Origin of the sequence: Streptomyces sp. NPDC047085, assembly GCF_040643735.1 — a bacterium.
GTDB lineage: Bacteria > Actinomycetota > Actinomycetes > Streptomycetales > Streptomycetaceae > Streptomyces.
In genome coordinates this window covers 290,192-315,204 of record NZ_JBEYUW010000002.1, presented here as the reverse complement: position 1 = coordinate 315,204, position 25,013 = coordinate 290,192, and the positions used below count along the sequence as shown (strand labels likewise).

Sequence of the window (25,013 nt, the reverse complement as noted above, 5' to 3'; positions counted from 1 at the left end):
ACAACAGATCAGTGATCGGGTCGTACGTGGCGGTGGGGGACAGCTTCACCGAAGGCGTCGGCGACCCCGGCCCCGACGGGTCCTTCGTGGGCTGGGCCGACCGCTTCGCGGTCCTGCTCGCCGACCGGCGGCCCGAGGGCGACTTCGAGTACACCAACCTGGCCGTGCGCGGAAAGCTCCTGGACCAGATCGTGGCCGACCAGGTCCCGAGGGTCCTCGAACTGGCCCCGGACCTCGTCTCCTTCTGCGCGGGCGGCAACGACATCATCCGGCCCGGCACCGATCCGGACGAGGTGGCCGAGCGGTTCGAGCGGGCCGTCGCCCGGCTGACCGAGGCCGTCGGCACGGTCCTGGTGACGACCGGCTTCGACACCCGTGGCGTGCCCGTGTTCAAGCATCTGCGCGGCAAGATCGCCACGTACAACGGGCATGTCCGGGCCATCGCCGACCGGTACGGCTGCCCCGTGCTCGACCTGTGGTCCCTGAAGTCCGTGCAGGACCGCAGGGCGTGGGACGACGACCGGCTGCACCTGTCGCCCGAGGGGCACACGCGCGTGGCGCTGCGCGCGGGCCAGGCCCTCGGGCTGGAGGTCCCGGCCGATCCGGAGCAGCCCTGGCCGCCGCTCCCGCCCCGGGGCACGCTGGAGATCCGCCGCGACGACGTCCACTGGGCCCGCGAGTACCTCGTCCCCTGGATCGGCCGCCGGCTGCGCGGCGAGTCCTCCGGGGACCATGTGACGGCCAAGGGCACCCTGTCGCCCGACGACATCAAGCTGCGGATCGCGTCCGTGGCCTGACGCCGACCGTTCGCGTCCCGCGCCGCACGCAGGGGAGCGGTGCGGGACGCGGCCGTGTCTCATGGCGGCGGGGCGTCGCTCAGGCCCCCCGCTCGGTCAACGCCTCGCGCGGCAGCCCCAGTTCGCGGGCCAGGGCCTCGTCCACCCAGGTCTGCGCCCGGGTCCGCGGGACCGAGCCCGGATACGACGTCAACTGCACGGCCAGGCCGTCCAGGAGGGCCGTGAGCCGCAGGGCCGCGGCCGCCGGGTCGGGGCACTCGAACTCGCCCGCCGCCACGCCCTCGGCGATGACGTCGGCGATCGCGGCCTTCCACTGTCGGTCCAGATCCCGGGTGACCTCCCGGAGCGCGGGTTCGCGCAGCGCCACCGCCCAGCCCTCGATCCACAGCCGCCAGCCCTTGGCCTGGCCGGTGGGCGCGTACCAGCGCACGGCGGCCCGCAGCCGGCGCAGCGCGGAGGTCCGCCGGCCGAGCAGCCTGCGCAGATGGGCGAGGTCGTCCTCGGCCGCGTAGGCGAACGCGGCGGCGACCAGCTTCTCCTTGGTCGAGAAGTGGTACAGCACCAGCGCGTTGCTCACCCCGAGCGCCGCGGCCACGTCGGCGATCCTGACGGCCGCCACGCCCCGCGCCTCGATCTGCTCGATGGCGGCCCGCAGCAGCTCCTCCTGCCGCTCGGCCACACTCAACCGCACTCTTGCCACACGGTCACCCTATTCGGTGGACCGGGCGACCCACCTCACCGGTACCAGCCGAACCGTTCCGCGATCACCGGCAGCCGGTCGGACACCAGGGCGTGGGCGGCCGCGCGCGGGGTCGTCCCGTCCGTCTCCGCGCGCGAGAGCATCAAGTCGACCAGCCTCCTCATGGAGCGACGGATGTGCGCGAACGCCTCCTCGGCTTCCGGGCCGATGTCACCGAACAGCGTCCACCACCACCAGGCGTTCGTCCCGGAGTTGACCACCACGTCGGGCAGTACCGTCACCCCGCGCGCGGCCAGCAGCTCCTCCGCCTCGGGCAGGACGGGCATGTTGGCGGCCTCCACGATCCAACGCGCCCTGATCCGCTCCTGGTCGGCCGCGTCGAGCGCGTACGACACGGCGGCGGGCACCAGCACCTCCGCGTCGGCGGACAGCCAGGCGTCGCCCGGCAGTTCACGGTCACCGGGGCGCAGCGCGGAGCGGTCGACGGTGCCGTACGCGTCCCGGGCGGCCAGCAGCGCCTCGACGTCCAGGCCGGACGGGTTGGCCATCGTGCCCTTGACGTCGGCCACCGCCACGACGGTGAGGCCCGCGCGCGCGAGGAAGCGGGCCGTGGCCCCGCCCATCGTGCCGAGCCCCTGCAGGGCCACCCGGGTGCCCGCGTACGGCACCGACGCCCGGTCCAGCGCGGCGAGCACCGACTCGGCGACCCCGCAGCCGCCGGCCAGTTCGTCCAGGCCGATGCCGTCCACCTCGACCGCGAAAGCGGCCGCGAGCCGGTCACGGGCCGCCCGCTCGTCGTCCAGCAGCGGGTACACGGCCTGGATCGAGGAGACCAGGCCCGCCTCCGCCGCCGCGCGGTCCACCAGGTCCTGCGTGAGGCCGAGGTCCTCGCCGGTGGTCCAGAAGCTCTCGACGTACGGTCGCACGGCCCGCAGATAGCGGACCAGCAGCCCGTACGCCTCCGGGTCCCGCGGATCGCAGTCGATGCCGCCCTTGGCGCCGCCGAGCGGGACGTAACGGCTGTCGGGGTCGTAGTGCAGGGCCTCCTTCATCGTCATCCCGCGCGCGAGTCCGGTGACCTCCTCCAGGGTGCAGCCGGGCCGCATCCGCAGCCCGCCGCTGGCCACGCCCCGCACGAGCCGGTCGACGACCAGGAACCCCTGGCGTCCGGTGACGTGGTCGGTCCAGACGAGCGACATCAGGGGGGTGGTCATCGGTGAGCTCCTCTTTACTGAATGGTGAGTCAGTATTGGGAATCGGTCCCGGCGCTGTCAACGCGCCGACGGTCCGCACGGGAGCGCCGCTTGGCGCGGGCGGGGTGGCCGGGGTGTGACCCCGGCCACCCCGGACTGTCGGACCGGCCGACCATAATGGAGGACCTCAGCGACTCCACCTGGAGGTACCGTGACCGGTCTGCGTACCCAGAGCTTCGGGCTCCGCGCTCTACAGCCCGAGGCCTTCGGCGCGGAACCGCGCGGTGAGCGCCTCGCGCGCATCCGCCGCTCCCCCCATTTCAAGGACGGCGTCTTCCAGAACCCCGGCGGCATCGCCCGCACCCGGCCCTCCGGCTCCATGCTGGACTTCGCGAAGGTGTTCTTCGACAAGGACACCCGCCCCCTGCGCGCCCCCCGCGGCACCGTCCCGGTGCACGCCACCACGCTGGCCGACCTGGCCAAGCCGCCGGCCTCGGGGCTGCGCGTGACCTGGATGGGCCACTCCAGCGTGCTGGTCGAGATCGACGGCCACCGCGTGCTGTTCGACCCCGTCTGGGGCGAGCGCTGCTCCCCGTTCCCGTTCGTCGGGCCCAAGCGGCTGCACCCGGTGCCGCTTCCGCTGGCCGCGCTCGGCCCGGTCGACGTGGTCGTCATCTCGCACGACCACTACGACCATCTCGACATGCCCACGATCAAGGCGCTGGCCGGCACCGACACCGTCTTCGCCGTGCCGCTCGGCGTCGGCGCCCACCTCGAACACTGGGGCGTCTCGGCGGACCGGCTGCGCGAGCTGGACTGGCACGAGGCCACCAAGATCGGTGGCCTCACCCTCACCGCCACCCCGGCCCGTCACTTCTGCGGCCGCGGCCTGCGCAACACCCAGCACACCCTGTGGGCGTCCTGGGCCGTGGCGGGCGAGGAGCACCGGATCTACCACAGCGGTGACACCGGTTACTTCGACGGCTTCACGGACATCGGCGCGGAGCACGGCCCGTTCGACGTCACGATGATCCAGATCGGGGCGTACAGCGCGTTCTGGCCCGACATCCACATGACCCCCGAGGAGGGCCTGCGCGCCCACCTCGACCTGCAGGGCGGCGCCCCGCACGGCGTACTGCTCCCGATCCACTGGGGCACCTTCAACCTCGCCCCGCACGCCTGGGCGGAGCCGGGCGAGTGGACGAGGGACGCCGGCGAGGTGGCCGGCCAGACGATCGCGCTGCCCCGCCCCGGCGAGCCCTTCGAGCCCGCCGGCGAGGTGCCCGTGGACGCGTGGTGGCGGGTGGTGTCCCCGCCGGTGAAGCGCACGTGGCCGGTTCCGGACCTCACCGCCGAGGCGCCTCGCGACGACCTCGACCTGGACCTCGTGGGCGAGGCCTGACCCTCCGCACGTACTTCACGCCCACGCTCGGCGCCATCGCCGGGATGATCGAGTCGGACAACCCCGTCCTGGCCGAGCGGGGGCGCACCTTCCTGCCGGTGCTCCAGCATGCCGTCCGCGCGGCGCACGACATGGGTGTTCCGCTGGCCGCCGGCACGGATTCCTCCGGTGGGGAGGTCGATCCCATCGGCGGGGAGGTGGTGTTGATGCACCAGGCCGGGCTCTCGGCCCTGGATGCGATCCGCACCGCCACGACCGCGGCGGCGGAATTGATCGGACTGGGCCGCAGCGCCGGGCGGCTGACCCCGGGCTTCGGCGGCGACGCCGTACTGCTCGACCGCAGCCCGCTGGAGGACCTCACGGTGCTCAAGAACCCGGGCGCGGTCGTCAGCAACGGCCTTCCCGTGACGGGCTGACGGCACATGAGTCGAGGGCCGGTGCGCACACCTGTGCGCACCGGCCCTCGACGTTGTTGCTCGCTTTATCGGTCCGTCGTACGAGGCTTCATACCAGAGGGGGGCGCTGCGCGGGGGAGTTTGTCAACTGCCCACCGCACATGATGCCCAGGCAACTACTGTGAGTGTCCGCCGGACGACGCAGGGCCCCCTCCCGGGCTCTCTCTCGACCGGCACGGCGATGGCGCATGCCCGCATGCCCGCATCGCGCACCGCGCGCAGGGCACAGCGCGCGAGAAACGAAGCCGACGGACCAGTACGAGGACGCTGATGTCTCACCTCCGTGCACCGGCCACGCGTGCCGACCGCCGAGAGGGCGGCCGGCACGGGCGACCGGTCGCCCGACCCGCTCCCGCACTGCCCGAGACGCACATACGGCCCCAGCTCATGCGGCTCGCCGTGCTTCCGCCCGTCGCGGTCGCGCTCAGCGCCAGCGCGGCCGTCATCTTCAGCATCCGCTCCACCGGGGCACGTACCGGCCTCACCCTGTGGGCCGTGCTCCTCGGAGCCGTCGCCGTGACCTTCGCGGGCATCCTGATCGCCGCCGTGGCCGCCGACCGCGCCGCCCGCTCGGTCGGCGACCGCGTCGAGGCCCTGCGCAGCAGTGCCCTTCGCGGCGAGGCCGACCTGCGCGCCCTCGTCGAGGCGCTGCGCCACGGCAAGACGCCGCCGCAGCGCAAGACGCGCCGCAGGCCGCCCGAGGACGCCGACGACTTCGAGCTGCTCGCCGCCGACCTGGCGCGCGCGCACGACGGCGCCGTCACCGCCGTCGTGCAGGCCGCCCAGCTCTCCAGCCAGGCCGGCAGCGAGCAGAAGCTCGAGGTGTTCGTCAACCTCGCGCGGCGGCTTCAGTCCCTGGTGCACCGGGAGATCTCGATCCTGGACGACCTCGAGAACGAGATCGAGGACCCCGACCTCCTCAAGGGCCTGTTCCACGTCGACCACCTCGCCACCCGGATCCGGCGGCACGCGGAGAACCTCGCCGTGCTCGGCGGGGCGGTCTCCCGGCGGCAGTGGAGCAACCCGGTGAGCATGACCGAGGTGCTGCGCTCCGCCATCGCCGAGGTCGAGCAGTACTCCCGGGTCAAGCTGGTCCCGCCCATCGACGGCGAACTGCGCGGCCACGCCGTCGCCGACGTCATCCACCTGCTCGCCGAACTCGTGGAGAACGCAACGGTGTTCTCCGCGCCGCACACCCAGGTGCTGCTGCGCGCCAACCTCGTCACCTCGGGGCTCGCCGTCGAGGTCGAGGACCGCGGGCTCGGCATGCCGGTCGGCGAGCAGAACAAGATGAACGCCCTGCTCGCCGACCCCGACCAGGTCAACGTGGCCAGCCTGCTGGCCGACGGCCGCATCGGCCTCTACGTCGTCTCCCAGCTCGCCCGCCGGCACGGCATCGGCGTGCGCCTGCAGACCAACATCTACGGCGGCGTGCAGGCCGTACTCGTCGTCCCGCAGGCGTTGTTGGGTACGGCACCGGGTGTGCGCGGCGCGGGAAACGGCGCCGTGGCGCAGGCGCAGACGGCTGCGCAGGTGCAGGTGCAGGACCCGGCGGGGACCGGGCGGTTGTCGGTGGTTCCGCAACAACACGGCGGACGGGACGCCATCGGGCCGGAGGGACCTGAGCCGGAGGGATCCGGGCGGCCCGCGGCCACGGGGCGACGGCGGCACGCGCAGCACGGGGCCCTGCAGAACGACACCGGGCAGAGCGGTGCGCAGAGCGGTGGTGCGCAGAGCGCGGCTGCGCGGAGTGAGGGCACACCACCCCCGCTCCCCGTACGCGGCGCCCAGGAGCACCGGTCCAACCCCGCCGAGGCCGTGCCCGGCATCAGCCGCGAGCACCGGCCGGTCGTCGAGGCCCACGCCGGCATCCTGCCCACGCCGCGCGACGGCACGGTGCGCGGCACCATGGAAAAGCCCCAACTGCCCCGCCGGCGCGCCCAGGAGCACATCGTGCCCCAACTGCGCGGCGGCCCCGCCCCCCGTCAGGACGCCGACACCGTCGCGGGCCACGACCCCGGCCTGATGGCGGCCTTCCAACGCGGCATCGGACTGGCCGAGGCACAGCAGCACATGGAGACGACGGAACCGACGTACGGATCCGTGCACACGACGGCCGAGTCCACCCACCCCGGGGCCCTGGAGCCGCTGGAGTCGTCGGAAGCGGCACGTGTCCGGCCCGCACACCAGAGCCCGGAACCCGCCGGACCGACGGTGGCCGCGCCCGCGCACCACCTCGACCCGGCCCCCATACCCCAACCGCACGCCCAACCGCACGCCCACGCGCCCGCCTCCGCGCCCGCGTCCGAGGGCACCGGTCGACCCGACGGGAGCGCACCGGCCGGATGACCCCCCACTCCAGTCCCCTGACCATCCCCACCCCCACCTCCAGCGCTCCCGCAGACCTTCGGACCCCAAGGAGTCGATCCACCATGGCGAGCGATGCGCCGACCGCCCACGCCTCCGACCTCGACTGGCTGCTGAGCGGCCTCGTGCAACGCGTACCGCACACCAGCAGCGCGGTGCTCCTGTCCTGTGACGGGCTGGTGAAGTCCGTGTACGGCCTCGATGCCGACAGCGCCGACCACATGGCGGCCCTGGCCTCCGGCCTGTACTCCCTCGGCCGCAGCGCGGGCGTCCGGTTCGGCGACGGCGGCGACGTCCGCCAGGTCGTCGTCGAACTCGACTCGACCCTGCTGTTCGTCACGACCGCCGGCTCCGGCACCTGCCTCGCCGTCCTCGCCGGCCGCGAGGCCGACGCCGCCGTGCTCGGCTACGAGATGGCCATGCTGGTCAAGAGCGTCCGCCCCTACCTGGTGACCGCGCCTCGGCAGCAGGCCGTCGAACCCACGGCGATGAGGCCTTGAGCGTGGTCGCAGCCGGCGACGGGCCCTGGCTCGACGACGCGGCCGGACGGCTGGTGCGCCCGTTCACGGTCAGCAACGGCCGCACCAAGCCCAGCATCGCCCTCGACCTGATGTCGCAGGTGATGGCCACCGGAGTCACCCCGCTCGGCTACCTCGGCCCCGAACACGCCCAGGCCCTCGACCTGTGCCGCGCACCGGTATCGGTCGCCGAGGTCGCCGCTCATCTCAGACTGCCCGCCGTCGTCACCAAGGTGCTCCTCTCGGACCTCGTCGACTGCGGGGCGCTGACCACCAAGCCCCCCGCGTTCCACCACAACCCCACTGACCGGTCTCTGCTGGAGGCAGTGCTCGATGGACTACGACGACAGCTCTGACCCGTTCCCCACCGCGCTCAAGATCCTTGTCGCGGGCGGGTTCGGGGTGGGCAAGACGACCTTCGTGGGGGCGGTCAGCGAGATCGCCCCGCTCAGCACGGAGGAGCTGCTCACCACGGTCAGTGCCGCCACGGACAATCTCGACGGCATCGAGAACAAGGTCGAGACGACGGTCGCCATGGACTTCGGCCGGATCACCCTCGATCCGGAGCACGTCCTGTACCTGTTCGGCACGCCCGGGCAGGAGCGGTTCTGGTTCATGTGGGACGAGCTGTCCGAAGGCGCGCTCGGCGCGGTCATCCTCGCCGACACCCGCCGCCTGGAGGAGTGCTTCGCGGCCGTGGACTTCTTCGAGGAACGCGGCCTCGCCTTCATCATCGCCGTCAACGAGTTCGACGGCGCCTTCCGCTACGACCCGGAGGAGGTGCGCGCGGCCCTCGACCTCGACCCGCAGATTCCGGTCGTTCGCTGCGACGCCCGCATCTCCAGCTCGGGCGTGCAGACCCTGCTGACCCTCGTACGCCACCTCATCGCCCACGCCCCGGCGCCCGCGCCGAGCCACGGCGCCCACATGTGATCCCGTCACATCACGCCCCGTATCTCCCCATATCTCCTCATATTTCGCCATGTATCACCATCTCCCATGGAGCCGCCCTATGAGAGACGCCCACAGCGACGGAGCCCGGCCATGAGCTACGAGCCGGCCCGGCCGGTCCGGGGGCTGCTGCTGACCCCCGAGGACAAGGAGGCGCCCGCCCGGATCTCCCGGCTGCGCCGGATGGGCCTGGGGGAGCGGCCCGAACCGGCCCTCGACGCCTTCGCGGACCAGCTCGCCCAGCTCACCGGCGCACCGTACGCCATGGTCAACTTCATCGGAGAGCGCCACCAGTTCTTCGCCGGCCTCCGCACCCCGGTGGCCGCGCCGGTGGTCCGGGAGGACGGCAGCGGGCCACGGCTCGGCCGCGTCCTGCCGCGCGAGCACGGCTTCTGCCCCCATGTGGTGGTCCGTCGCAAGGCCCTGGTGCTGGAGGACGTCCGCGACTACCCCCGCTTCGCGGGCAACCCGGTCGTCGACGAGTTCGGCATCCGCTCCTATCTCGGCGCCCCCCTCATCGACAGCACGGGGACGGCGCTCGGCACGGTGTGCGTGGCCGACGTGGAGCCGCGGCCCTGGGGCCGGCCCGGGCTGGAGGCCATCAAGGTGTCGGCGGCGGAGCTGGCGGCCCGGCTGGAGCGGCGCGAGGCCGACGGGCTCCCGGTGCTGTGACGACGGGAACAGCCCCGTCGCCAGCCGACCGGTCTAGTACCTTCGTACGCTGGTGTCATGGGACGTACCAGTGACGCCAAGCGGGAGATCCTCGACGCCGCCCGCTCGCTGATCGAGGGTCGTGGGTACTCGGCGCTCGGCGTGGCCGAGATCTGCAAGGCGGCCGGGGTGCCGAAGGGGAGTTTCTACTACTTCTTCGAGTCCAAGGAGGCCCTCGCGCTCGCGGTCGTCGACGAGCACTGGGCGGCCCAGAAGCGCGCCTGGGCACATGCTCTGACCGGTGACGGGGAGCCGCTGCTGCGGTTGCGGCGGCTGTTCGAGGAGACGGAGGCCGGTCAACGCGCCGTCCAGCAGGGCTGCGGCACCGTGTCGGGCTGTCTGTTCGGGAACCTCACCCTGGAGCTGAGCAACCAGACCGAAGCGGTGCGCGGACGGCTCCAGGAGATCTTCGACGCGCAGGTCGACATGGTCGAGTCCGTCGTCGCCGAGGCCCGGGAGCGCGGCGATGTCGGCGTGACCGACACCCGGGAGGCGGCGCGGGCGGTGGTGGCCCAACTGGAGGGCCAGGTGATGTTCGCCAAGCTGTACAACAGCACCCAGCGGCTGAGCCCTCTGTGGCAGAACTGCCGGGCCCTGCTCGGCGCGACCGCCGCCTGAGGCCACGTGGCCGGCCGCCGGGCTCGGCCGACCGACGCTGTGGTGCGACCCTGTGTGCGTGTGCCCCCGCCCCCCGCCGCCGATGCCGCGTCCGGTTGTCCCGCTGCTGAGAGGCACAGCCTCCCACCGCGCGTAGCATGGCGTGCGTGGAACTGCGCCAGCTGCGGTACTTCGTCGCGGTCGCCGAGGAACTGAACTTCGGCCGGGCCGCCGAGCGGCTGCTCATCGCGGGGCCCTCGCTCTCGCAGCAGATCAAGGCACTCGAACGGGACCTGGGCGTCCGGCTGTTCGATCGGGACCGCCGCTCGGTCTCCCTCACGCCGGCCGGCGCCGCCCTGCTCCCGCACAGCCGCGAACTGCTGGGGCGGGCCGACGACCTCAAGCGCCGGGCGGGCGTTCTCTCGGGTTCGCAGTCGGTGCGGCTCGGTTACGTCAACTGGCTGCCCCCGGACCTGAGTTCGCGTACGGCCGCAGTGGCTCGGGTGCACGTGGACGCCTGGGTCGCCCCCTCCCACACCCAGGCCGCCCGGGTCGCCGACGGCAGCCTCGACCTCGCCATCTGCTGGGTGCGCGGGGAGGACCTCGAGCGGCTCGGTCTGCGGGCCCGGCTGATCGGCGCCGACCGCCTGTACGCCGTCGCGAAGGGCGCCGACACGAGCGAGCTGCGGGCCCGGGACATCGACGTCCTCATCGACGACGACGTCACCTCCTGGGCCTCCTGGAACGTGTACGCCGAAGAGCTGGCGCAGATCATCGGGGCCCGCGCCGTGCGCATCTCCGACGGTGCCGTCACCGGCCCCGCCTATTTCGACCACGTCCGCCGCTGCACCCGCCCCGTCCTCAACTCGCCCAAGGGACAGACCGCTTCGCTCCCGCCCGACCTGGTCCGCCGCGAGGTCGTCGCGCCGAAGGTGTACTGGACATGGTCCCTGGTCTGGCGCGCGAGCGAGGACCGCGCCGGAGTCCTGGCCGCCGTCGACGCCCTGTGCGACGGCGTCGGAGACCTCGGCATTCACGCCCCGGACGCCTGGCTGCCCGCCGACGACCCCTACGCGCTCCCGGGCTGAGCCGCGCTGGGAGCCTGTGCCTCTCACACGCGAGGAAACCGATCCTGGCATCCCTCGGCCGCCCGACCTACGTTTCAGATAGTCGACCGGTCGGCTAGTAGCCGGTCAAACCACCTCGGAGAAGGTCACCATGAGCACGCACAACCAGAAGGTCGCGATCGTCACCGGCGCGTCGCAGGGCATAGGCGCCGCCCTCGTCCAGGGCTACCGCAAGCTCGGCCACGCCGTCGTCGCCACCTCGCGTACCGTCGCCCCCGTCGACGACACCGACGTCCTGACCGTCCAGGGCGACATCGCCGACCCGGCGACCGCCGCGCGGGTCGTCGCGGCCGCCGTCGAGCGGTTCGGCCGTATCGACACCGTGGTCAACAACGCGGGCATCTTCGTCGCGAAGCCCTTCACCGACTACACGGCCGAGGACTACGCCGCCGTGACCGGCATCAACGTCGGCGGCTTCTTCCACCTGACCCAGCAGGCCCTGCCGCACCTGCTCGCCCAGGGCGGCGGACACATCGTCAGTGTCACCACCAGCCTGGTCGACAGCCCGGACGCCCGGGTCCCCTCCGTCCTGGCCTCGCTGACCAAGGGCGGTCTGCAGTCCGCGACCAAGTCCCTGGCCATCGAGTACGCCACCCGCGGCGTCCGCGTCAACGCCGTGTCGCCCGGCACCATCAAGACACCCATGCACCCGGCGGAGACCCACGAGTTCCTCGCCGCCCTGCACCCGGTCGGCCGGATGGGCGAAGCGAGCGACATCGTCGACGCGGTGCTCTTCCTGGAGACGGCGCCGTTCGTCACTGGCGAGATCCTGCACGTCGACGGCGGGATGAGCGCCGGCCATTGAGGAACGTCAAGCGTCACGTCCTGGAGCGGAAGGAGCGGACATGACCACCACGACGGACGGCGCGGCGATCCTGAGCGGAGTGCTCGACCAGTGGAAGGCTGCCGTCGACGCACACCGGCCCGACCACGTCGCCGCGCTCTTCACGGAGGACGCCGTCTTCCAGGGACTGCGTCCCTACAGCGTCGGACGGCAGGGCGTCGCCGCGTACTACGACTCCCAGCCCCTCGGCCTGAAGGCGGAGTACCGCATCCTCGAGACGCGGCAGCCCGCCGACGGCGTCGTCCTCGGCTACCTGGCCGTCGAATTCTCGTTCACGGACCGGCCCCCGCTGGACGTCACGCTCTCGGTCCTCATCACCCGTGCGGCGGACGACTGGCGCATCAGCCACTACCAGGTCTCCCACCTCGACCAGGGCCCGGGCCCGGCGTGAAGCGTCGTACGGGTCAGGCGTGAAGCGGATCTGTGACGGCGCTTAAGAAATCCTCGATGGACCTGAGGCGCCCGGGTGCGGCAGATTGCGGGGTGATTCCACCCCTCTGACCCGGCGCGGGCGCCTTCGGCATGCCCGCGGCCGGGACCTCACCCACAGGAGCCGTAGCGTTGAAGGCGCTGGTCAAGGAGAAGGCGGAGCCCGGGCTGTGGCTCGCGGACGTTCCGGAGCCCGCCATCGGTCCCGGTGACGTGCTGATCAAGGTCATGCGGACCGGTATCTGCGGCACCGACCTGCACATCCGGTCCTGGGACGGCTGGGCGCAGCAGGCGATCCGCACTCCGCTCGTGCTCGGGCACGAGTTCGTCGGCCAGGTCGTGGAGACCGGCCGGGACGTCACCGACATCCGGGTCGGCGACCGGGTCAGCGGCGAGGGCCACCTGGTGTGCGGCAAGTGCCGCAACTGCCTGGCCGGCCGCCGCCACCTGTGCCGGGCCACCGTCGGCCTCGGCGTCGGCCGGGACGGCGCGTTCGCCGAGTACGTCGCGCTGCCCGCCTCCAACGTCTGGGTGCACCGCGTCCCCGTCGACCTCGACGTCGCCGCGATCTTCGACCCGTTCGGCAACGCCGTCCACACCGCGCTGTCCTTCCCGCTGGTCGGCGAGGACGTCCTGATCACCGGTGCCGGGCCCATCGGCCTCATGGCGGCGGCGGTGGCCCGGCACGCCGGCGCCCGCAACGTCGTCATCACCGACGTCAGCGAGGAGCGGCTGGAGCTGGCCCGCAAGATCGGCGTCAGCCTCGCCCTGAACGTCGCGAAGACCACGATCGCCGACGGGCAGCGCGAGCTGGGCCTGCGCGAGGGCTTCGACATCGGCCTGGAGATGTCCGGCCGTCCCGAGGCCATGCGGGACATGATCGCCAACCTGACGCACGGCGGCCGCATCGCCATGCTCGGCCTGCCCGCCCAGGAGTTCCCGGTCGACTGGGCCCGGATCGTCACCTCGATGATCACCATCAAGGGCATCTACGGCCGCGAGATGTTCGAGACCTGGTACGCCATGTCGGTGCTGCTGGAGGGCGGCCTGGACCTCGCCCCGGTGATCACCGGCCGCTACGACTACCGCGACTTCGACGCGGCCTTCGCGGACGCGGCCAGCGGCAAGGGCGGCAAGATCATCCTGGACTGGACCGCGTAAACCCCCTTCTCCCGTCAGCACCTTCAGAGGAGCCCCCCCATGTTCGACTCCGTCCGCGACGATCTGCGCGCCACCCTCGACGAGATCCGCGCCGCCGGCCTGCACAAGCCCGAGCGGGTCATCGGCACCCCGCAGTCCGCGACCGTCAACGTCACCGCCGGCGGCCGCCCCGGCGAGGTCCTCAACTTCTGCGCCAACAACTACCTCGGCCTCGCCGACCACCCCGACGTGATCGCCGCCGCCCACGAGGCCCTGGACCGCTGGGGCTACGGCATGGCCTCCGTCCGCTTCATCTGCGGCACCCAGGAGGTCCACAAGGAGCTGGAGGCCCGCCTCGCGGGCTTCCTCGGCCAGGAGGACACGATCCTGTACTCCTCCTGCTTCGACGCCAACGGCGGTGTCTTCGAGACCCTGCTCGGCGAGGAGGACGCGGTGATCTCCGACGCCCTCAACCACGCCTCCATCATCGACGGCATCCGCCTGTCCAAGGCCCGCCGTTTCCGCTACGCCAACCGCGACATGGCGGACCTGGAGGCGAAGCTGAAGGAGGCGGCCGAGGGCGGCGCCCGGCGCAAGCTGATCGTCACCGACGGCGTCTTCTCCATGGACGGCTACGTGGCCCCCCTCGCCGAGATCTGCGACCTCGCCGACCGCTACGGCGCGATGGTCATGGTCGACGACTCGCACGCCGTCGGCTTCGTCGGCCCGTCCGGCAAGGGCACCCCCGAACTGCACGGCGTGATGGACCGCGTGGACATCATCACCGGCACCCTCGGCAAGGCCCTCGGCGGCGCCTCCGGCGGCTATGTCGCCGCCCGCGCCGAGATCGTCGCCCTGCTGCGCCAGCGCTCCCGCCCGTACCTGTTCTCCAACACGCTCGCCCCGGTCATCGCCGCCGCCTCCCTCAAGGTCCTCGACCTGCTGGAGTCGGCCGACGACCTGCGCGTCCGCCTGGCCGAGAACACGGCGCTCTTCCGCGGTCGGATGACCGAGGAGGGCTTCGACATCCTCCCCGGCGACCACGCCATCGCGCCCGTCATGATCGGTGACGCGGCGAAGGCGGCCCGCATGGCGGAGCTGCTGCTGGAGCGGGGCGTGTACGTGATCGGCTTCTCCTACCCGGTCGTCCCGCAGGGCCAGGCCCGCATCCGCGTTCAGCTGTCCGCCGCGCACTCCACCGAGGACGTAGACCGCGCGGTCGACGCCTTCGTCGCGGCCCGCGCGGAGCTGGAGGCCTGACCAGTGCGAACGGCTTGAGATAATTGATCCCATGATCGAAGCGCGGCGGCTCCACATCCTCCGTGCGGTGGCCGACCACCGCACGGTCACGGCGGCGGCCGCCGCGCTGTATCTCACCCCCTCCGCCGTCTCGCAGCAGCTGTCGGCCCTGGAGCAGGAGACCGGCCACCGCCTCGTCGAACGCGGCGCGAAGGGCGTACGGCTCACCCCGGCCGGCGAGATCCTGCTCAGCCACACCAACGCGGTCCTCGCCCAGCTGGAGCGGGCCGAGGCCGAGCTGGCCGCCTATGGCTCCGGGGAGGCCGGGACCGTCACCGTGGCCGCCTTCGCGACCGGCATCGCCCAGGTCGTGGCGCCCGCCGTGGCCCGGCTCGCGTCCTCCGCGCCCGGCATCCGCATCCGCGTCCAGGACGCCGAGGGCGACGCGAGCCTGCCCATGGTCCTGGACCGGCAGGTGGACGTGGCGGTCGCCGTCGAGTACCGGGGCGCCCCGCCCGCCGACGACCCCCGGCTCACCCACGTCCCGCTCTACGCCGAGCCGTTCGACGCGGTCGTACCCGTCGGCCACCGCCTCGCGGACACCCCCGAGGTGCCGCTCGCCGAGCTGTCCAAGGACGCGTGGATCGGCCCGTACCCCGGCAACCCGTGCCACGACGTGGTCGTCCTCGCCTGCGAGAGCGCCGGTTTCCAGCCACGCCTGGAACACTCCTCCGACGACTTCCGCGCCGTCGTCGCCCTGGCCTCGGCCGACGCGGGCGTCGCCCTCGTCCCGCGCTCGGCCCTGCGCGGCATGGACCTCACCGGCGTCGTCGTCCGCCCCGTCGACGGCGTCGCCCCCACCCGCAGAGTCTTCGCCGCCGTACGACGAGGAGCCGAGGGACACCCGCTGATCCGCCCGGTCCTGGAGGCCCTGGGAGAAGCGGCCCGGGCGTAGGGAACCAGCCACCGGTCGCACGCAGTCTCGGCTGTCATGCGTGTGACGATGATCCTTCCGGCCCTGACCGAGGCGACGAGCCCGCTGTTCCGGCCCATCAAGTACTCGCTCTTCCCGCCCCTCGGCCTCGCGACCCTGGCCGGCTACCTCGACCCGGACGACGAGGTCACGCTCCTCGACGAGCACGTGGAGCGCATCGACCTGGACTCCCTCGACACCCCCGACCTGCTGGTGGTCCAGCCGTACATCACCTCGGCCCGGCGCAGCTACGAGATAGCCGACCACTTCCGCGCCCGGGGCGTCCACGTCGCCATGGGCGGTCTGCACGTCACCTCGCTCCCCGACGAGGCGGCGGCCCACGCCGACACGATCTTCACCGGCCCCGGCGAGGACACCTGGCCACTGTTCCTGAAGGACTTCCGCGACGGAGTCCCCGCCCACCGCTACGACTCGAAGCAGCGCACACTCGCCGGACTCCCGCCCATACGCCGAGATCTGATCAAGCGTCACCTCTATCTCGTGCCCAACTCGATCGTGGTGTCCCGGGGTTGCCCGCACCACTGCGACTTCTGCTACAAGGACGCGTTCTTCGAAGGCGGCAAGTCCTTCTACACGCAGGCCGTCGACGACGCCCTCGCGGAGATCGACCGGCTGCCCGGCCGCCACCTCTACTTCCTCGACGACCATCTGCTGGGCAACCGCCGCTTCGCGGAGGCCCTGTTCGACGGCATGCGCGGCATGGGACGGCTGTGGCAGGCCGCGGGCACCGTCAACTCCGTACTGAAACCCGATCTGTTGGAGCGGGCCGTCGAAGCGGGGCTGCGCAGCCTGTTCGTCGGCTTCGAGACGGTCAACGACGCGAATCTCGCCGAGCGCCGCAAGAACCAGAACATCGGCACCGACTACGACGCGGCGGTCCGGCGCCTGCACGAGGCCGGGGTCATGGTCAACGCCAGCTTCGTCTTCGGCCTCGACCAGGACGGCCCCGACGTCTTCGACCGCACCGTGGCGTGGGCGGTCGAGCAGGGCATCGAGACGGCGACCTTCCACATCATGACGCCGTACCCGTCGACCGGACTGTGGCGGCAGCTGGAGTCCGAGAACCGCATCGTGCACCGCGACTGGGACCTCTACGACACCCGCCATGTCGTCTACCGCCCCAAGGGGATGACACCGCGGCAGCTGGAGGAGGGGTACTGGCGGGCCTACCGCGACTTCTACCGCTGGTCCAGCATATGGCGGGGCTCGGCCGCCCAGCCCGGCCGGCCCGAGCGGCTCCGGCACCTCGCGTACGCCGGCGGATGGAAGAAGTTCGAGCCCGCGTGGGACGTGCTGATCCGCTCGAAGCGAGTGGTGCGGGCCCTGCCGGCGCTGGAGCGGACGCTGGCGGCGTTCGGCGGACGGGAGTGACGCGGGCGCTCTCTCCGGGTGTCCGCCGGGGCGGGGTGACTGTCAGTGCCAGGGGCTACGGTGCGTTGCATGCCGAACGCTGACGACGTACGCCGTATCGCCCTGTCCCTGCCGGACACCACGGAGAAGATCGCCTGGAGCATGCCCACGTTCCGGGTGGCCGGGAAGATGTTCGCCACGCTCCCGGAGGACGAGACGTCCATCGCCGTGCGCTGTCCCAAGGAGGAGCGCGACGAACTGGTGCTGGCCGAGCCCGGGAAGTTCTGGATCGCCGACCACGAGGCCCAGTTCGCCTGGGTCAGAGCCCGGCTCGCCGCGCTGGAGGACGAGGACGAGCTGCGCGACATCCTCGCCGACTCCTGGCGCCAGGCCGCCCCGCCCCGGCTCCTGGACGCCCACCCCGAGTTGGGCCTGCCGGGCGAGCGCTGAAAACCCCTCGGCAGGCGGCGGGGCGGCATGGCATGATCCCGCGCGACGCACGGGCGAACGCGCGCATGCGGCGCGGGCAGCGAAGCGATCGCGGGGTGCAAGGGCGGGCTGCACGGGCGGGTGGGAATCGCGGGTGGGGATCGGCCGACGGTGATCGGCCCACGGGAAGCTGGGGGGTACGCACGGTGACCGGTACGGACGCAGGACACGAGCGCATCGCACGGGCCCGGTCGAAGACCACGCGGCGGGGCGACGGCTCCGGTGCCGCGTCCCCGGCGGTCTGGTCGCGGGACTTCGCGCTGTTCTTCGTGGCCCGGGCCGTCGCGCGGCTCGGTGACACCATGCTGCCCGTGGCGCTGGCCGCCGGTCTGCTGGAGCACGGGTACGGCGCCGGCGCGGTCGGACTCGCGATGGCGTCCACGGCCGCCGCCTTCGCGGGGCTCGTCGTCTTCGGCGGGGTCATCGCCGACCGGTTCAGCACCCGAAGGCTGATGATCGGCGCCGACCTGGTCCGGCTCGTCGCCCAGTCCCTCGCCGCCGGACTCTTCTTCGCCGGGCACGTGGTCCTGTGGCAGATCTGCGTGATCGGCGTCGTCAACGGCGTGGCCGGGGCCGTGTTCCAGCCGGGAGTGGCCAGCACCGTGCCCCGGCTCTCCCGCGACATCCAGGGCGCCAACGGCGCGATCCGCATAGCCGAGTCCGGGGCACAACTGGCCGGCCCGGCCGTCGCCGGACTCCTCGTCGGTTTCGCCTCACCCGGCGGTGTGTTCGCGGCGCACGCCGCCACCTACGCGATCAGCGCGCTGTGCCTGCTGCTGCTCCGGCTGCCCCCGCTCCCCGAGGGCGCCCGCGCCACGGGCCGCGGCTGGCGCGCCTTCCGGTCCGATCTGGTCGAGGGCTGGCGGGAGTTCCGGGCGCGGACCTGGCTGTGGGGCGTGATCGCCGTGTGGTGCGTGTACATGATCGCCGTATGGGGGCCGTCGGTCCCGCTGGTGGCCACGGAAGTGGTCCAGCACCACGGTCCGCGCGCCTACGGCCTGGTCAACTCGGCGCTCGGCGCCGGCACCGTCGTCGGCGGCCTGCTCGCCCTCCGGCTGCGGCCCCGCCGCATGCTGCGGGCCGGCGCGATCGCCCTGTTCACGTTCGTCGGCTTCCCGGCGACCGTCGGCGCCGGCCTCGGGGTGCCGGCCATGGCGGCCGGGGCGGCGGTGGCCGGTGCCGGGATGTCGTTCTGGGGCGTGATGTGGGCGACCAGCGTGCAGACCCAGGTCCCCGCGGACGTCCTCAACCGCATCCACGCCTACGACGTGGCCGGCTCCCTCGCCATGCTGCCCGTGGGCCAAGCCCTCGCCGGCCCGGCCGCCGAAGCCCTCGGCGCCGACCACGTCCTGCTCGTCTCCGCCGCCATGAGCCTGGCGGTGGCCGTCGCCCTCCTCGCGGTCCCGGCCATACGCGACCTGGTCCGCGCCGACGCCCAGGCCTCCGCCCACTGAGCCCGGTCACCCACCAACGGCGACCGGTCACACCACGGCGACCGCATCAGCCCCCACGAACGCCCCGATCCGCTCGCGCAGGCTGTGCGCGTCCAAGCCGTGTGCGGCGACGTGCTCCTCGATCGTTCCGTACCGCCGCAGCTCACGGCGGGCGACGCCGAGGCCCAGCACGCGGTGGGGGACGTCGGCCAGGGCCTCGCTCACGGCGGCCGTCGAGGTGCCGGCGAGGTACGGCTCCACGAGCACGACGTCCGTGCCCGCCGCCTCCGTGGCCCGGCGCAGCCCGGCCGCGTCGAAGGGCCGTACGGTCGTCGCGTACAGGACGGTCACGTCCAGCCCCTCCGTGGCGGCGAGGACCGCGTCCAGCATCGGACCCACCGCGAGCACCACACCGGCGCGCCCCTCGCGGACCGTCACGACGTGCTCCCCGTCGACCTCGCGGCCCTGCCGGTTGGCCTGCGCGGAGAGCCGGACGTACACCTTCTCGTCGCCCGCCGCGACCGCGTGCCGCAGCAGGGTCTCCGCCTCGTCCGGGTGCCCGGGCACGTGCACGGTCCAGCCGTCCAGCGTGTCGAGGAGGGCGATGTCGCCGGGCGCCATGTGGGTGAAGCCGCCGGCCGGCCAGTCGTAGGAGGCGGCCGCGCTGACCAGCACCGCTCCGGCGTTCTGGTGCCCCAGGTCCAGCTTGACCTGTTCGAAGGGCCGCTCCACGAGAAAGCTGGCGAAGGTGTGCACGACCGGCCGGAGCCCGGTGAGCGCCAGCCCGGCCGCGGCCCCGACCAGGAGTTGCTCGCGGATGCCGACGTTGATCACCCGGTCCGGATGTCGGCGGGCGGCCTCGGCGAAGCCGTCCCTGCCGATCTCGGCGAGGACGACCGCGACGCGCGGGTCCTCGTCCAGCAGTCGGGAGACGACGGGGGCGAAACGGTCACGCATGGTGTCCATGAGAGGGACCCTTTCCACTGGTGGGAGGGAAAACGGGAGGGGAGACGGGGCGGGAGATCAGCGGGCGTTCTTCGGCTCGACCCGGGCGACGACCACGTGCGGGCGCCCCGGATGCGGGGCGGTGAACGCGGCGTACAGGGCCGCGTGGTCCCGCCCGTCGACGGTCACCGCGGACCAGCCCGCGGCCTCGAACCGGGCGGCGATCCCGCCGGGCCGGGCATGGCTGGCGGAGGAGTTGTCGATCACGACGGTGTGCAGCCGCTCGAGGCCGGCGGGCCCCGCGAAGGCGATCGCCTCGTGATTGCTGCCCTCGTCCAGCTCGGCGTCCCCGATCAGCACCCAGACGGCCGGCTCGCCCAGCCCCTGCGCCCGCAGGCCCAGCGCGGTGCCCACGCCGATCGGCAGCCCGTGCCCGAGCGACCCGCTGCCGATCTCGGCCCCCGGCACCAGCACCCGGTCCGGATGGTGCCCGAGCGGGGAGTCGTACGAGCCGAAGCCCGGCAGCCAGTCCACCGGCAGGAAGCCCTTCGCGGCGAGGACGGCGTAGTACGCCATCGGCCCGTGCCCCTTGCTGAGCAGGAACCGGTCCCGGCCCGGGTCGTCCATCCGCTCCGGCGTCACCCGCAGGACCCGGTCGTAGAGCACCCAGAGCACGTCGAGCGTGGAGGTGGCCGCCGGGCCGTGCTTCTCGTCGCCGGTCATGAGCCCCATCAGCCGGGGCAGGTCGTCGTGGCCGTAGGTCCCGCCGTCGGCCTGGCCGAACGCGCGGCTGTCGTCCGTTGTGATCGTCATGCGGACGATCGTGCAACCTCAAGCAAGCTTGAGGTCAACCGTAAACGGGTGCGCGACCACCGACCCGAGTGCGGTATTGTTTCCCTGCGCGTTTCGACCGGGGAAACCCCAGGTCAAACGGCACCGGGACGTGGCGCAGCTTGGTAGCGCACTTGACTGGGGGTCAAGGGGTCGCAGGTTCAAATCCTGTCGTCCCGACCAGCTTTATCGCCGGTCGGAGGCCGTCTTCTCAGCGATGAGGAGGCGGTCTTTGTCGTATCCGTGGGTCTCCCGTTCGCGGAGTTCTTCTCGCCGTCCCCGTTGGTGAGTACCGGCCGGTGGTCGCCGGTGGCGATCCTGGCCGCCATCTCCGCGAGCTGCCCGCAGGCTCGCGCGATCTCCCGCTGGGTCTCGTTCCGCTCCCGGACGACGACCCCGAGCAGCAGCGCGGTCAGCGCGGCGGAAGCGTTGAACGCCTGCAGGGTGATCATCTTGGTGAGCAGGTCGTGACCGGCGAACGGGCCTGATCCCCGGCTGGCGGCGATGATCGCGAAGGTCGACACCGCCAGTGCGCAGGGCGCGGCCCCGGCCAGCTGGAAGCGGAAGGCCGCCCAGACCAGCAACGGGAAACCGAGGAAAAGGAGCGGCGTGGTGCCGGTCTCGACGAAACCGATGGCGATCGTCGCGATCACCAGCAGCAGACCCTCCGCCCAGCGGGCCGGCGGCGCGTGCTTCGGCCAGTGTGCCGAGCGGAGGACGAGCAGGACCGGTGTGACCACCAGGACGCCCATCGCGTCGCCGGTCCACCAGACCGACCACGTCGGCCAGAAGTCGCCGGCGCTCAGCACGCCGGCGAGGGCCAGGGTCGAGGTGCCCGTCGTCGCGCTGACCAGCATGCCCGTGAACGCTCCGAGGAAGATCAGAGCGAGCGCGTCCCGGAGACGGTCCAGTTCGTTGCGGAACCCGGCACGGCGGAGCAGCGCGTAGGAGCAGACGGGCGCGAGGGTGTTTCCCGCCATGATCGTGAGCACGGCCGGAAGCGACGGCCCCAGCGGGAGGTTGACCAGGAACGCGCCGAGCGCGATCCCGGGCCAGACCCGGGGGCCGCGCAGCAGCAGGCTCGCCACCGCGATACCGCTCGGCGGCCACAGCGGGGTGACCTGGCCCCGCACCAGCTGCTGGAGCAGTCCCAGCTTGGCCGAGCCGAAATACAGCGCGGCCACGACGCAGATCTCCAGGACGGCCACGCCACCGCGTCGGAGCCGGTCATGCCACACGACAGCCATCGGGCGACCTCCGTCGACATCGCCCCGATGCCCATCATCCGTCGGATCCCCCGGAACCTCCACGGCACTCTCCGAGGTCAGGCGGGCGGGGTGCGCACGGCCACGATGGCCATGTCGTCGTGGCCGTCGCTGGGGTGGTGGTCGGCCAGTGCCTGGACGAGCTCCGGCAGGGGCAGGGCGGCGTGCGCCGCGGCGAGTGCGGCCAGCGTGCTCAGGCTCTCGTCGATGGAGTGGTGGGGATGTTCGATCAGCCCGTCGGTGTAGAAGACCACGGTGGCGGCCGGGGGCAGGGAGCGGGAGTGGTCGGGGCGGGGCTGCTCGGTGTCGACGCCGAGCGGCAGTCCGGGCTCGGCGAGCAGGTAGGCCGCGCGTCGCTCATGGGTGATCACCAGGGGCGGGAGATGGCCCGCGCTGCTCCAGCGGAGTCGCCAGCCCGGTCCTTCCGGTTCGATGCGGGCGAGGGTGGTGGTCGTGACGGGGTGGTTCGTGGTGGCCTCCAGGGCCCGGTCGAGCTGCGCGAGGACCGAGCCGGGCGGACTGCTCTGGTCGAACAGCAGGGCGCGCAGCATGTTGCGGGTGGCGGCCATGGCGGCCGCGGCGTGCAGATCGTGGCCGACCACGTCGCCGATGACGACCGCCACGACGCCGTCACTCAGGGGAATGACGTCGTACCAGTCCCCGCCGAGCTGACTGGGTTCGGCGGCGGGCTGGTAGATGGCGGCGGCGGCGAAGGGCTCCAGGTCGGGCAGCGTGGGCAACAGGAGCCGCTGGAACTGCTCGGCCCCGACGCGCACCCGTTCGAACAGGCGGACGTTCTCGATCGCGATGGCGGCGGCGCTGGCCAGGGCGAGGACGACGTTCTCGTCGTGCACGTCGAAGGGTTGTCCGTCGTGCCGCTCGGAGAGGTAGAGGTCCCCGTAGATCTCGCCGCGCACGCTGATGGCGACGCCGAGCAGGGTCCGCAGGCACGGGTGGCCGGGCGGGAATCCGACGGAGGACGGATGGTTCGCGATGTCGTCGATCCGCAGGGGTTCGGGGTAGCGGATCAGATGGCCGAGGACGCCCCGTCCGCGGGGCAGGCCGACCTCGGCCAGATCCTTGCGCTCCTGCTCGGACAGGCCGACCGCGATGAACTCCTCCAGGCGTTCGCCGCTCTCGCTGAGCACGCCCATTGCCCCGTAGCGGGCGCCGACCAGGTCCATGGCGGTGGTCACGATGCGGTGCAGCACCGCGGGCAGCTCCACCTCACGGCTGATGGCCACCACCGCGTCCAGCAGGCCCTGCAGCCGGTCCATGGCGGACAGCAGGTCGCGCAGTTGCTCGTCGATCCGGCCCAGCTCGGAACGCAGGCGCACGTGCAGTTCGGGGAGGTGCGGCTGCCTGGGCGGTCGCCCCTCCTTCTCTCGCGCCACCACCACAGAGTGGCATGAATCTGGACAAACAGCTATCAGTCGACCGGCTCAGGGACGGACGCCGCCGCCCTTGCTTCCTCCCGGATTGGTGGCGGCACGGGCGCGGGCGTCAGGACACGACGCCGACGTGGGCGAGGGCCTGCTTCAGCAGCACCCCGTGCCCGCCCGGCATCTCGCTCTGCACGGCCGCCGACGCGGCCTCCTGCGGGCTGAACCACACCAGGTCCAGGGCGTCCTGCCGGGGGCGGCAGTCGCCGGTCACCGGGACGATGTAGGCGAGCGACACCGCGTGCTGGCGCGGGTCGTGGTACGGCGTGATGCCCGCCGTCGGGAAGTACTCGGCGACCGTGAAGGGCTGCAGGGACGCGGGGACGCGGGGCAGGGCCACCGGGCCGAGATCCTTTTCCAGATGGCGCAGCAGGGCGTCACGGACCCGCTCGTGGTGCAGGACGCGGCCGGAGACCAGGGTGCGGCTGACCGTGCCGTCCGGGCCGATGCGCAGCAGCAGTCCGATGCTGGTGACTTCCCCGCTGTCGTCCACGCGCACGGGCACGGCCTCGACGTACAGGATCGGCATCCGGGCCCTGGCCATCTCCAGCTCGTCACTGGTCAGCCAGCCGGGCGTGGTCTCGGTCATGTCAGACATTGCTTGATCATACTTTCCGGGTGGGGCGCCCGCTGGGATCGCGGGACGGTTCGGATGGTGGCAGTCCGTACAGTCGGCGGGCGTTGTCGCGGCCCGTCCAGGTCGCGATGCGCACGGCGTCGGGCAGGCTCAACTCGTCGGCGTCCACCCGGGCTTGGAGCAGCTCGGCCAGCCCCCGCCGGAAGGACAGCGCACCCAGGTGGTGGAACTCGGCCACACCATAGGCGTCGGAGCTGTACAGCAGCTTGCGGAACGGGGTGATCTCCAGCGCCTCCTCCAGCACCGCCCGGGCGCGGGCCGGACCCGTGTAGTGCAGGGCCAGCCCGACATCGAGGTACACCTGCTCGAACACCGTGGCCAGATAGGCCGCCTGGCGCTGGAAGGGCCAGCAGTGCAGCAGCAGCACCGGGATCGTGCCGGCCGTCAGACGCAGCCAGTCGGTCAGCAGGGCGGGATCGGCGCGGTGCAGCCGTACGTCGGCGTCGCCGAAGCCGGTGTGCAGCTGGAGGGGCAGCCCGAGGTCGACGGCCGTCCACAGCAACTGCCGTACGAGGACCGGGTCGGCCAGCCGGCCGCCCTGCGCGAGCCAGCGCCGGGCCGCCTCAGTCACCTCGGCGTCCCTGGGGCGTGCCGGGTCCAGGGCGAAGCCGGTGCGGTAGGCCGCCACCGACTTCACCGCCACCACACCGGGCCGCCGCACGGCCTCCTCGGCGGCCGCCCGGAACACCTCCGCGTAGCCGTCCGCGTCCACGCCCCGCGCGGCCACCGCCTCCGCGACCTGCTCCAGCCGTACGACCTCGTGGCCGGCGGCACCGGCCGCCTCGGCCAGCTCGGCGGGGGAGGTAAGGGGGTGCGGAGCGTAGCCGGTGTCCACGCAGAACGCCTCGGCTCCCGCCGCGGCCAGGAAGCGGCGGTTGACCTCGCGCCAGCCGAGCGCGGAGCGCCGGGCCAGGTAGTCGGCGGGCGGCACGTGCCGGGGAAGGTCCAGCAGGGGCGCGCAGTGCCGGCGCACGGCCACGCCGACCGGGCTGTCGAACGGGGAGATCCCGGGCCAGGCCGCGCCCTCGGTGATCAGCGACTCGAACTCCCCGAGGGCGAGGTCCGCGGTGACCGCGCCGTGGCAGTGGTGGTCCACCAGCGACAGCGCGGCGAGGGCCTCGTGGAGCGGGCCGGGTGCGGTCATCGTCGGTACGTCC

At 72.5% G+C, this 25,013-nt stretch carries 25 protein-coding genes, 1 tRNA gene and 1 pseudogene; 19 read left to right on the top strand and 8 right to left on the bottom strand.

Features of this window, described 5'->3' with window-relative positions; all coding sequences use genetic code 11:
- The first annotated feature begins 11 nt into the window (after positions 1–11).
- Positions 12–797 carry an SGNH/GDSL hydrolase family protein gene (locus ABZ865_RS07150; protein ID WP_361225170.1) on the top strand — a complete coding sequence of 262 codons (786 nt, stop codon included), beginning with the start codon at positions 12–14 and terminating at the stop codon, positions 795–797.
- Positions 798–876: 79 nt separating this feature from the next.
- Here the strand turns inward: ABZ865_RS07150 and ABZ865_RS07145 are convergent, their stop codons facing one another.
- Entirely contained in the window at positions 877–1,497 is a 621-nt protein-coding gene (locus tag ABZ865_RS07145) for a TetR/AcrR family transcriptional regulator (protein ID WP_361225167.1), read from the bottom strand.
- Between the two features lie 35 nt (positions 1,498–1,532).
- Positions 1,533–2,711, bottom strand: a complete 1,179-nt coding sequence (locus tag ABZ865_RS07140; RefSeq protein ID WP_361225164.1) for a Glu/Leu/Phe/Val dehydrogenase dimerization domain-containing protein — start codon at positions 2,709–2,711, stop codon at positions 1,533–1,535.
- Positions 2,712–2,901: 190 nt separating this feature from the next.
- Between ABZ865_RS07140 and ABZ865_RS07135 the strand changes: the two genes are divergently transcribed.
- From ABZ865_RS07135 to ABZ865_RS07055, 17 genes and pseudogenes are all read left to right on the top strand, one after another.
- The gene (locus ABZ865_RS07135) at positions 2,902–4,092 is read left to right on the top strand and encodes an MBL fold metallo-hydrolase (protein WP_361225162.1); all 1,191 of its coding nucleotides are present in this window, start codon (positions 2,902–2,904) and stop codon (positions 4,090–4,092) included.
- Positions 4,093–4,100: 8 nt separating this feature from the next.
- Positions 4,101–4,508: pseudogene (locus ABZ865_RS07130) on the top strand (amidohydrolase family protein); the annotation flags it as partial.
- A 309-nt stretch (positions 4,509–4,817) separates the two neighbouring features.
- Positions 4,818–6,896 carry an ATP-binding protein gene (locus tag ABZ865_RS07125; protein WP_361225159.1) on the top strand — a complete coding sequence of 693 codons (2,079 nt, stop codon included), beginning with the start codon at positions 4,818–4,820 and terminating at the stop codon, positions 6,894–6,896.
- A gap of 83 nt (positions 6,897–6,979) precedes the next feature.
- On the top strand, positions 6,980–7,414 hold the full coding sequence (locus tag ABZ865_RS07120; RefSeq protein WP_361225156.1) for a roadblock/LC7 domain-containing protein: 435 nt from the start codon (positions 6,980–6,982) through the stop codon (positions 7,412–7,414).
- 2 nt (positions 7,415–7,416) lie between these two features.
- Positions 7,417–7,788 (top strand): DUF742 domain-containing protein, encoded by a 372-nt coding sequence (locus ABZ865_RS07115; RefSeq protein WP_361227203.1) that lies wholly within the window; start codon positions 7,417–7,419, stop codon positions 7,786–7,788.
- Positions 7,766–8,365, top strand: coding sequence for an ATP/GTP-binding protein (locus ABZ865_RS07110; protein WP_361225153.1), 600 nt, complete (start codon positions 7,766–7,768; stop codon positions 8,363–8,365). The genes ABZ865_RS07115 and ABZ865_RS07110 overlap by 23 nt, the downstream gene beginning before the upstream one ends.
- Positions 8,366–8,476: 111 nt before the next feature.
- Positions 8,477–9,055: a GAF domain-containing protein gene (locus ABZ865_RS07105; RefSeq protein WP_361225150.1), complete on the top strand. Its 579-nt coding sequence runs from the start codon at positions 8,477–8,479 to the stop codon at positions 9,053–9,055.
- A gap of 57 nt (positions 9,056–9,112) precedes the next feature.
- Complete coding sequence (locus ABZ865_RS07100; RefSeq protein WP_361225147.1) at positions 9,113–9,712, top strand: TetR/AcrR family transcriptional regulator; 600 nt, start codon at positions 9,113–9,115, stop codon at positions 9,710–9,712.
- 137 nt (positions 9,713–9,849) lie between these two features.
- Positions 9,850–10,779, top strand: coding sequence for a LysR family transcriptional regulator (locus ABZ865_RS07095; protein ID WP_361225144.1), 930 nt, complete (start codon positions 9,850–9,852; stop codon positions 10,777–10,779).
- 130 nt (positions 10,780–10,909) lie between these two features.
- Positions 10,910–11,623, top strand: a complete 714-nt coding sequence (locus ABZ865_RS07090) for an SDR family oxidoreductase (protein ID WP_361225141.1) — start codon at positions 10,910–10,912, stop codon at positions 11,621–11,623.
- Positions 11,624–11,663: 40 nt separating this feature from the next.
- Positions 11,664–12,053: a nuclear transport factor 2 family protein gene (locus ABZ865_RS07085; RefSeq protein ID WP_361225138.1), complete on the top strand. Its 390-nt coding sequence runs from the start codon at positions 11,664–11,666 to the stop codon at positions 12,051–12,053.
- A gap of 170 nt (positions 12,054–12,223) precedes the next feature.
- On the top strand, positions 12,224–13,252 hold the full coding sequence (gene tdh, locus ABZ865_RS07080) for an L-threonine 3-dehydrogenase (RefSeq protein WP_361225135.1): 1,029 nt from the start codon (positions 12,224–12,226) through the stop codon (positions 13,250–13,252).
- A 39-nt stretch (positions 13,253–13,291) separates the two neighbouring features.
- Positions 13,292–14,491 carry a glycine C-acetyltransferase gene (locus tag ABZ865_RS07075; protein ID WP_361225132.1) on the top strand — a complete coding sequence of 400 codons (1,200 nt, stop codon included), beginning with the start codon at positions 13,292–13,294 and terminating at the stop codon, positions 14,489–14,491.
- A gap of 31 nt (positions 14,492–14,522) precedes the next feature.
- Positions 14,523–15,425: a LysR family transcriptional regulator gene (locus ABZ865_RS07070; RefSeq protein WP_361225129.1), complete on the top strand. Its 903-nt coding sequence runs from the start codon at positions 14,523–14,525 to the stop codon at positions 15,423–15,425.
- Between the two features lie 36 nt (positions 15,426–15,461).
- Entirely contained in the window at positions 15,462–16,835 is a 1,374-nt protein-coding gene (locus ABZ865_RS07065; protein ID WP_361225125.1) for a radical SAM protein, read from the top strand.
- 69 nt (positions 16,836–16,904) lie between these two features.
- Positions 16,905–17,264 carry an MmcQ/YjbR family DNA-binding protein gene (locus tag ABZ865_RS07060; RefSeq protein ID WP_361225121.1) on the top strand — a complete coding sequence of 120 codons (360 nt, stop codon included), beginning with the start codon at positions 16,905–16,907 and terminating at the stop codon, positions 17,262–17,264.
- Positions 17,265–17,563: 299 nt separating this feature from the next.
- Positions 17,564–18,757 (top strand): MFS transporter, encoded by a 1,194-nt coding sequence (locus ABZ865_RS07055; RefSeq protein ID WP_361227200.1) that lies wholly within the window; start codon positions 17,564–17,566, stop codon positions 18,755–18,757.
- Between the two features lie 27 nt (positions 18,758–18,784).
- Here the strand turns inward: ABZ865_RS07055 and ABZ865_RS07050 are convergent, their stop codons facing one another.
- The gene (locus ABZ865_RS07050) at positions 18,785–19,702 is read right to left on the bottom strand and encodes a transketolase C-terminal domain-containing protein (RefSeq protein ID WP_361225119.1); all 918 of its coding nucleotides are present in this window, start codon (positions 19,700–19,702) and stop codon (positions 18,785–18,787) included.
- 57 nt (positions 19,703–19,759) lie between these two features.
- Positions 19,760–20,413 (bottom strand): transketolase, encoded by a 654-nt coding sequence (locus ABZ865_RS07045; protein ID WP_361227197.1) that lies wholly within the window; start codon positions 20,411–20,413, stop codon positions 19,760–19,762.
- Positions 20,414–20,618: 205 nt separating this feature from the next.
- On the opposite strand from ABZ865_RS07045, the gene ABZ865_RS07040 reads away from it, so the two are divergent.
- A tRNA-Pro gene (locus ABZ865_RS07040) sits at positions 20,619–20,695 on the top strand.
- On the opposite strand, the gene ABZ865_RS07035 is transcribed toward ABZ865_RS07040, so the two are convergent.
- The 4 genes from ABZ865_RS07035 to ABZ865_RS07020 form a co-directional block, all read right to left on the bottom strand.
- Complete coding sequence (locus ABZ865_RS07035; protein WP_361225116.1) at positions 20,674–21,759, bottom strand: MASE1 domain-containing protein; 1,086 nt, start codon at positions 21,757–21,759, stop codon at positions 20,674–20,676. The genes ABZ865_RS07040 and ABZ865_RS07035 overlap by 22 nt on opposite strands.
- A gap of 77 nt (positions 21,760–21,836) precedes the next feature.
- Positions 21,837–23,171: a GAF domain-containing SpoIIE family protein phosphatase gene (locus ABZ865_RS07030; RefSeq protein WP_361225114.1), complete on the bottom strand. Its 1,335-nt coding sequence runs from the start codon at positions 23,169–23,171 to the stop codon at positions 21,837–21,839.
- A 109-nt stretch (positions 23,172–23,280) separates the two neighbouring features.
- Complete coding sequence (locus ABZ865_RS07025; protein WP_199843571.1) at positions 23,281–23,808, bottom strand: NUDIX hydrolase family protein; 528 nt, start codon at positions 23,806–23,808, stop codon at positions 23,281–23,283.
- A gap of 16 nt (positions 23,809–23,824) precedes the next feature.
- The gene (locus ABZ865_RS07020; protein WP_361225111.1) at positions 23,825–25,000 is read right to left on the bottom strand and encodes an amidohydrolase family protein; all 1,176 of its coding nucleotides are present in this window, start codon (positions 24,998–25,000) and stop codon (positions 23,825–23,827) included.
- Between the last annotated feature and the right edge of the window lie 13 nt (positions 25,001–25,013).

Coding starts and splice junctions, on each gene's coding strand:
- ABZ865_RS07045 (WP_361227197.1), bottom strand. CDS start 20,413: ATGGGGCTCATGACCGGCGACGAGAAGCACGGCCCGGCGGCCACCTCC.
- ABZ865_RS07035 (WP_361225116.1), bottom strand. CDS start 21,759: ATGGCTGTCGTGTGGCATGACCGGCTCCGACGCGGTGGCGTGGCCGTC.
- ABZ865_RS07090 (WP_361225141.1), top strand. CDS start 10,910: ATGAGCACGCACAACCAGAAGGTCGCGATCGTCACCGGCGCGTCGCAG.
- ABZ865_RS07085 (WP_361225138.1), top strand. CDS start 11,664: ATGACCACCACGACGGACGGCGCGGCGATCCTGAGCGGAGTGCTCGAC.
- ABZ865_RS07060 (WP_361225121.1), top strand. CDS start 16,905: ATGCCGAACGCTGACGACGTACGCCGTATCGCCCTGTCCCTGCCGGAC.
- ABZ865_RS07125 (WP_361225159.1), top strand. CDS start 4,818: ATGTCTCACCTCCGTGCACCGGCCACGCGTGCCGACCGCCGAGAGGGC.
- ABZ865_RS07100 (WP_361225147.1), top strand. CDS start 9,113: ATGGGACGTACCAGTGACGCCAAGCGGGAGATCCTCGACGCCGCCCGC.
- ABZ865_RS07065 (WP_361225125.1), top strand. CDS start 15,462: ATGCGTGTGACGATGATCCTTCCGGCCCTGACCGAGGCGACGAGCCCG.
- ABZ865_RS07110 (WP_361225153.1), top strand. CDS start 7,766: ATGGACTACGACGACAGCTCTGACCCGTTCCCCACCGCGCTCAAGATC.
- ABZ865_RS07050 (WP_361225119.1), bottom strand. CDS start 19,702: ATGGACACCATGCGTGACCGTTTCGCCCCCGTCGTCTCCCGACTGCTG.
- ABZ865_RS07140 (WP_361225164.1), bottom strand. CDS start 2,711: ATGACCACCCCCCTGATGTCGCTCGTCTGGACCGACCACGTCACCGGA.
- ABZ865_RS07120 (WP_361225156.1), top strand. CDS start 6,980: ATGGCGAGCGATGCGCCGACCGCCCACGCCTCCGACCTCGACTGGCTG.
- ABZ865_RS07020 (WP_361225111.1), bottom strand. CDS start 25,000: ATGACCGCACCCGGCCCGCTCCACGAGGCCCTCGCCGCGCTGTCGCTG.
- ABZ865_RS07070 (WP_361225129.1), top strand. CDS start 14,523: ATGATCGAAGCGCGGCGGCTCCACATCCTCCGTGCGGTGGCCGACCAC.
- ABZ865_RS07025 (WP_199843571.1), bottom strand. CDS start 23,808: ATGACCGAGACCACGCCCGGCTGGCTGACCAGTGACGAGCTGGAGATG.
- ABZ865_RS07105 (WP_361225150.1), top strand. CDS start 8,477: ATGAGCTACGAGCCGGCCCGGCCGGTCCGGGGGCTGCTGCTGACCCCC.
- ABZ865_RS07075 (WP_361225132.1), top strand. CDS start 13,292: ATGTTCGACTCCGTCCGCGACGATCTGCGCGCCACCCTCGACGAGATC.
- ABZ865_RS07095 (WP_361225144.1), top strand. CDS start 9,850: ATGGCGTGCGTGGAACTGCGCCAGCTGCGGTACTTCGTCGCGGTCGCC.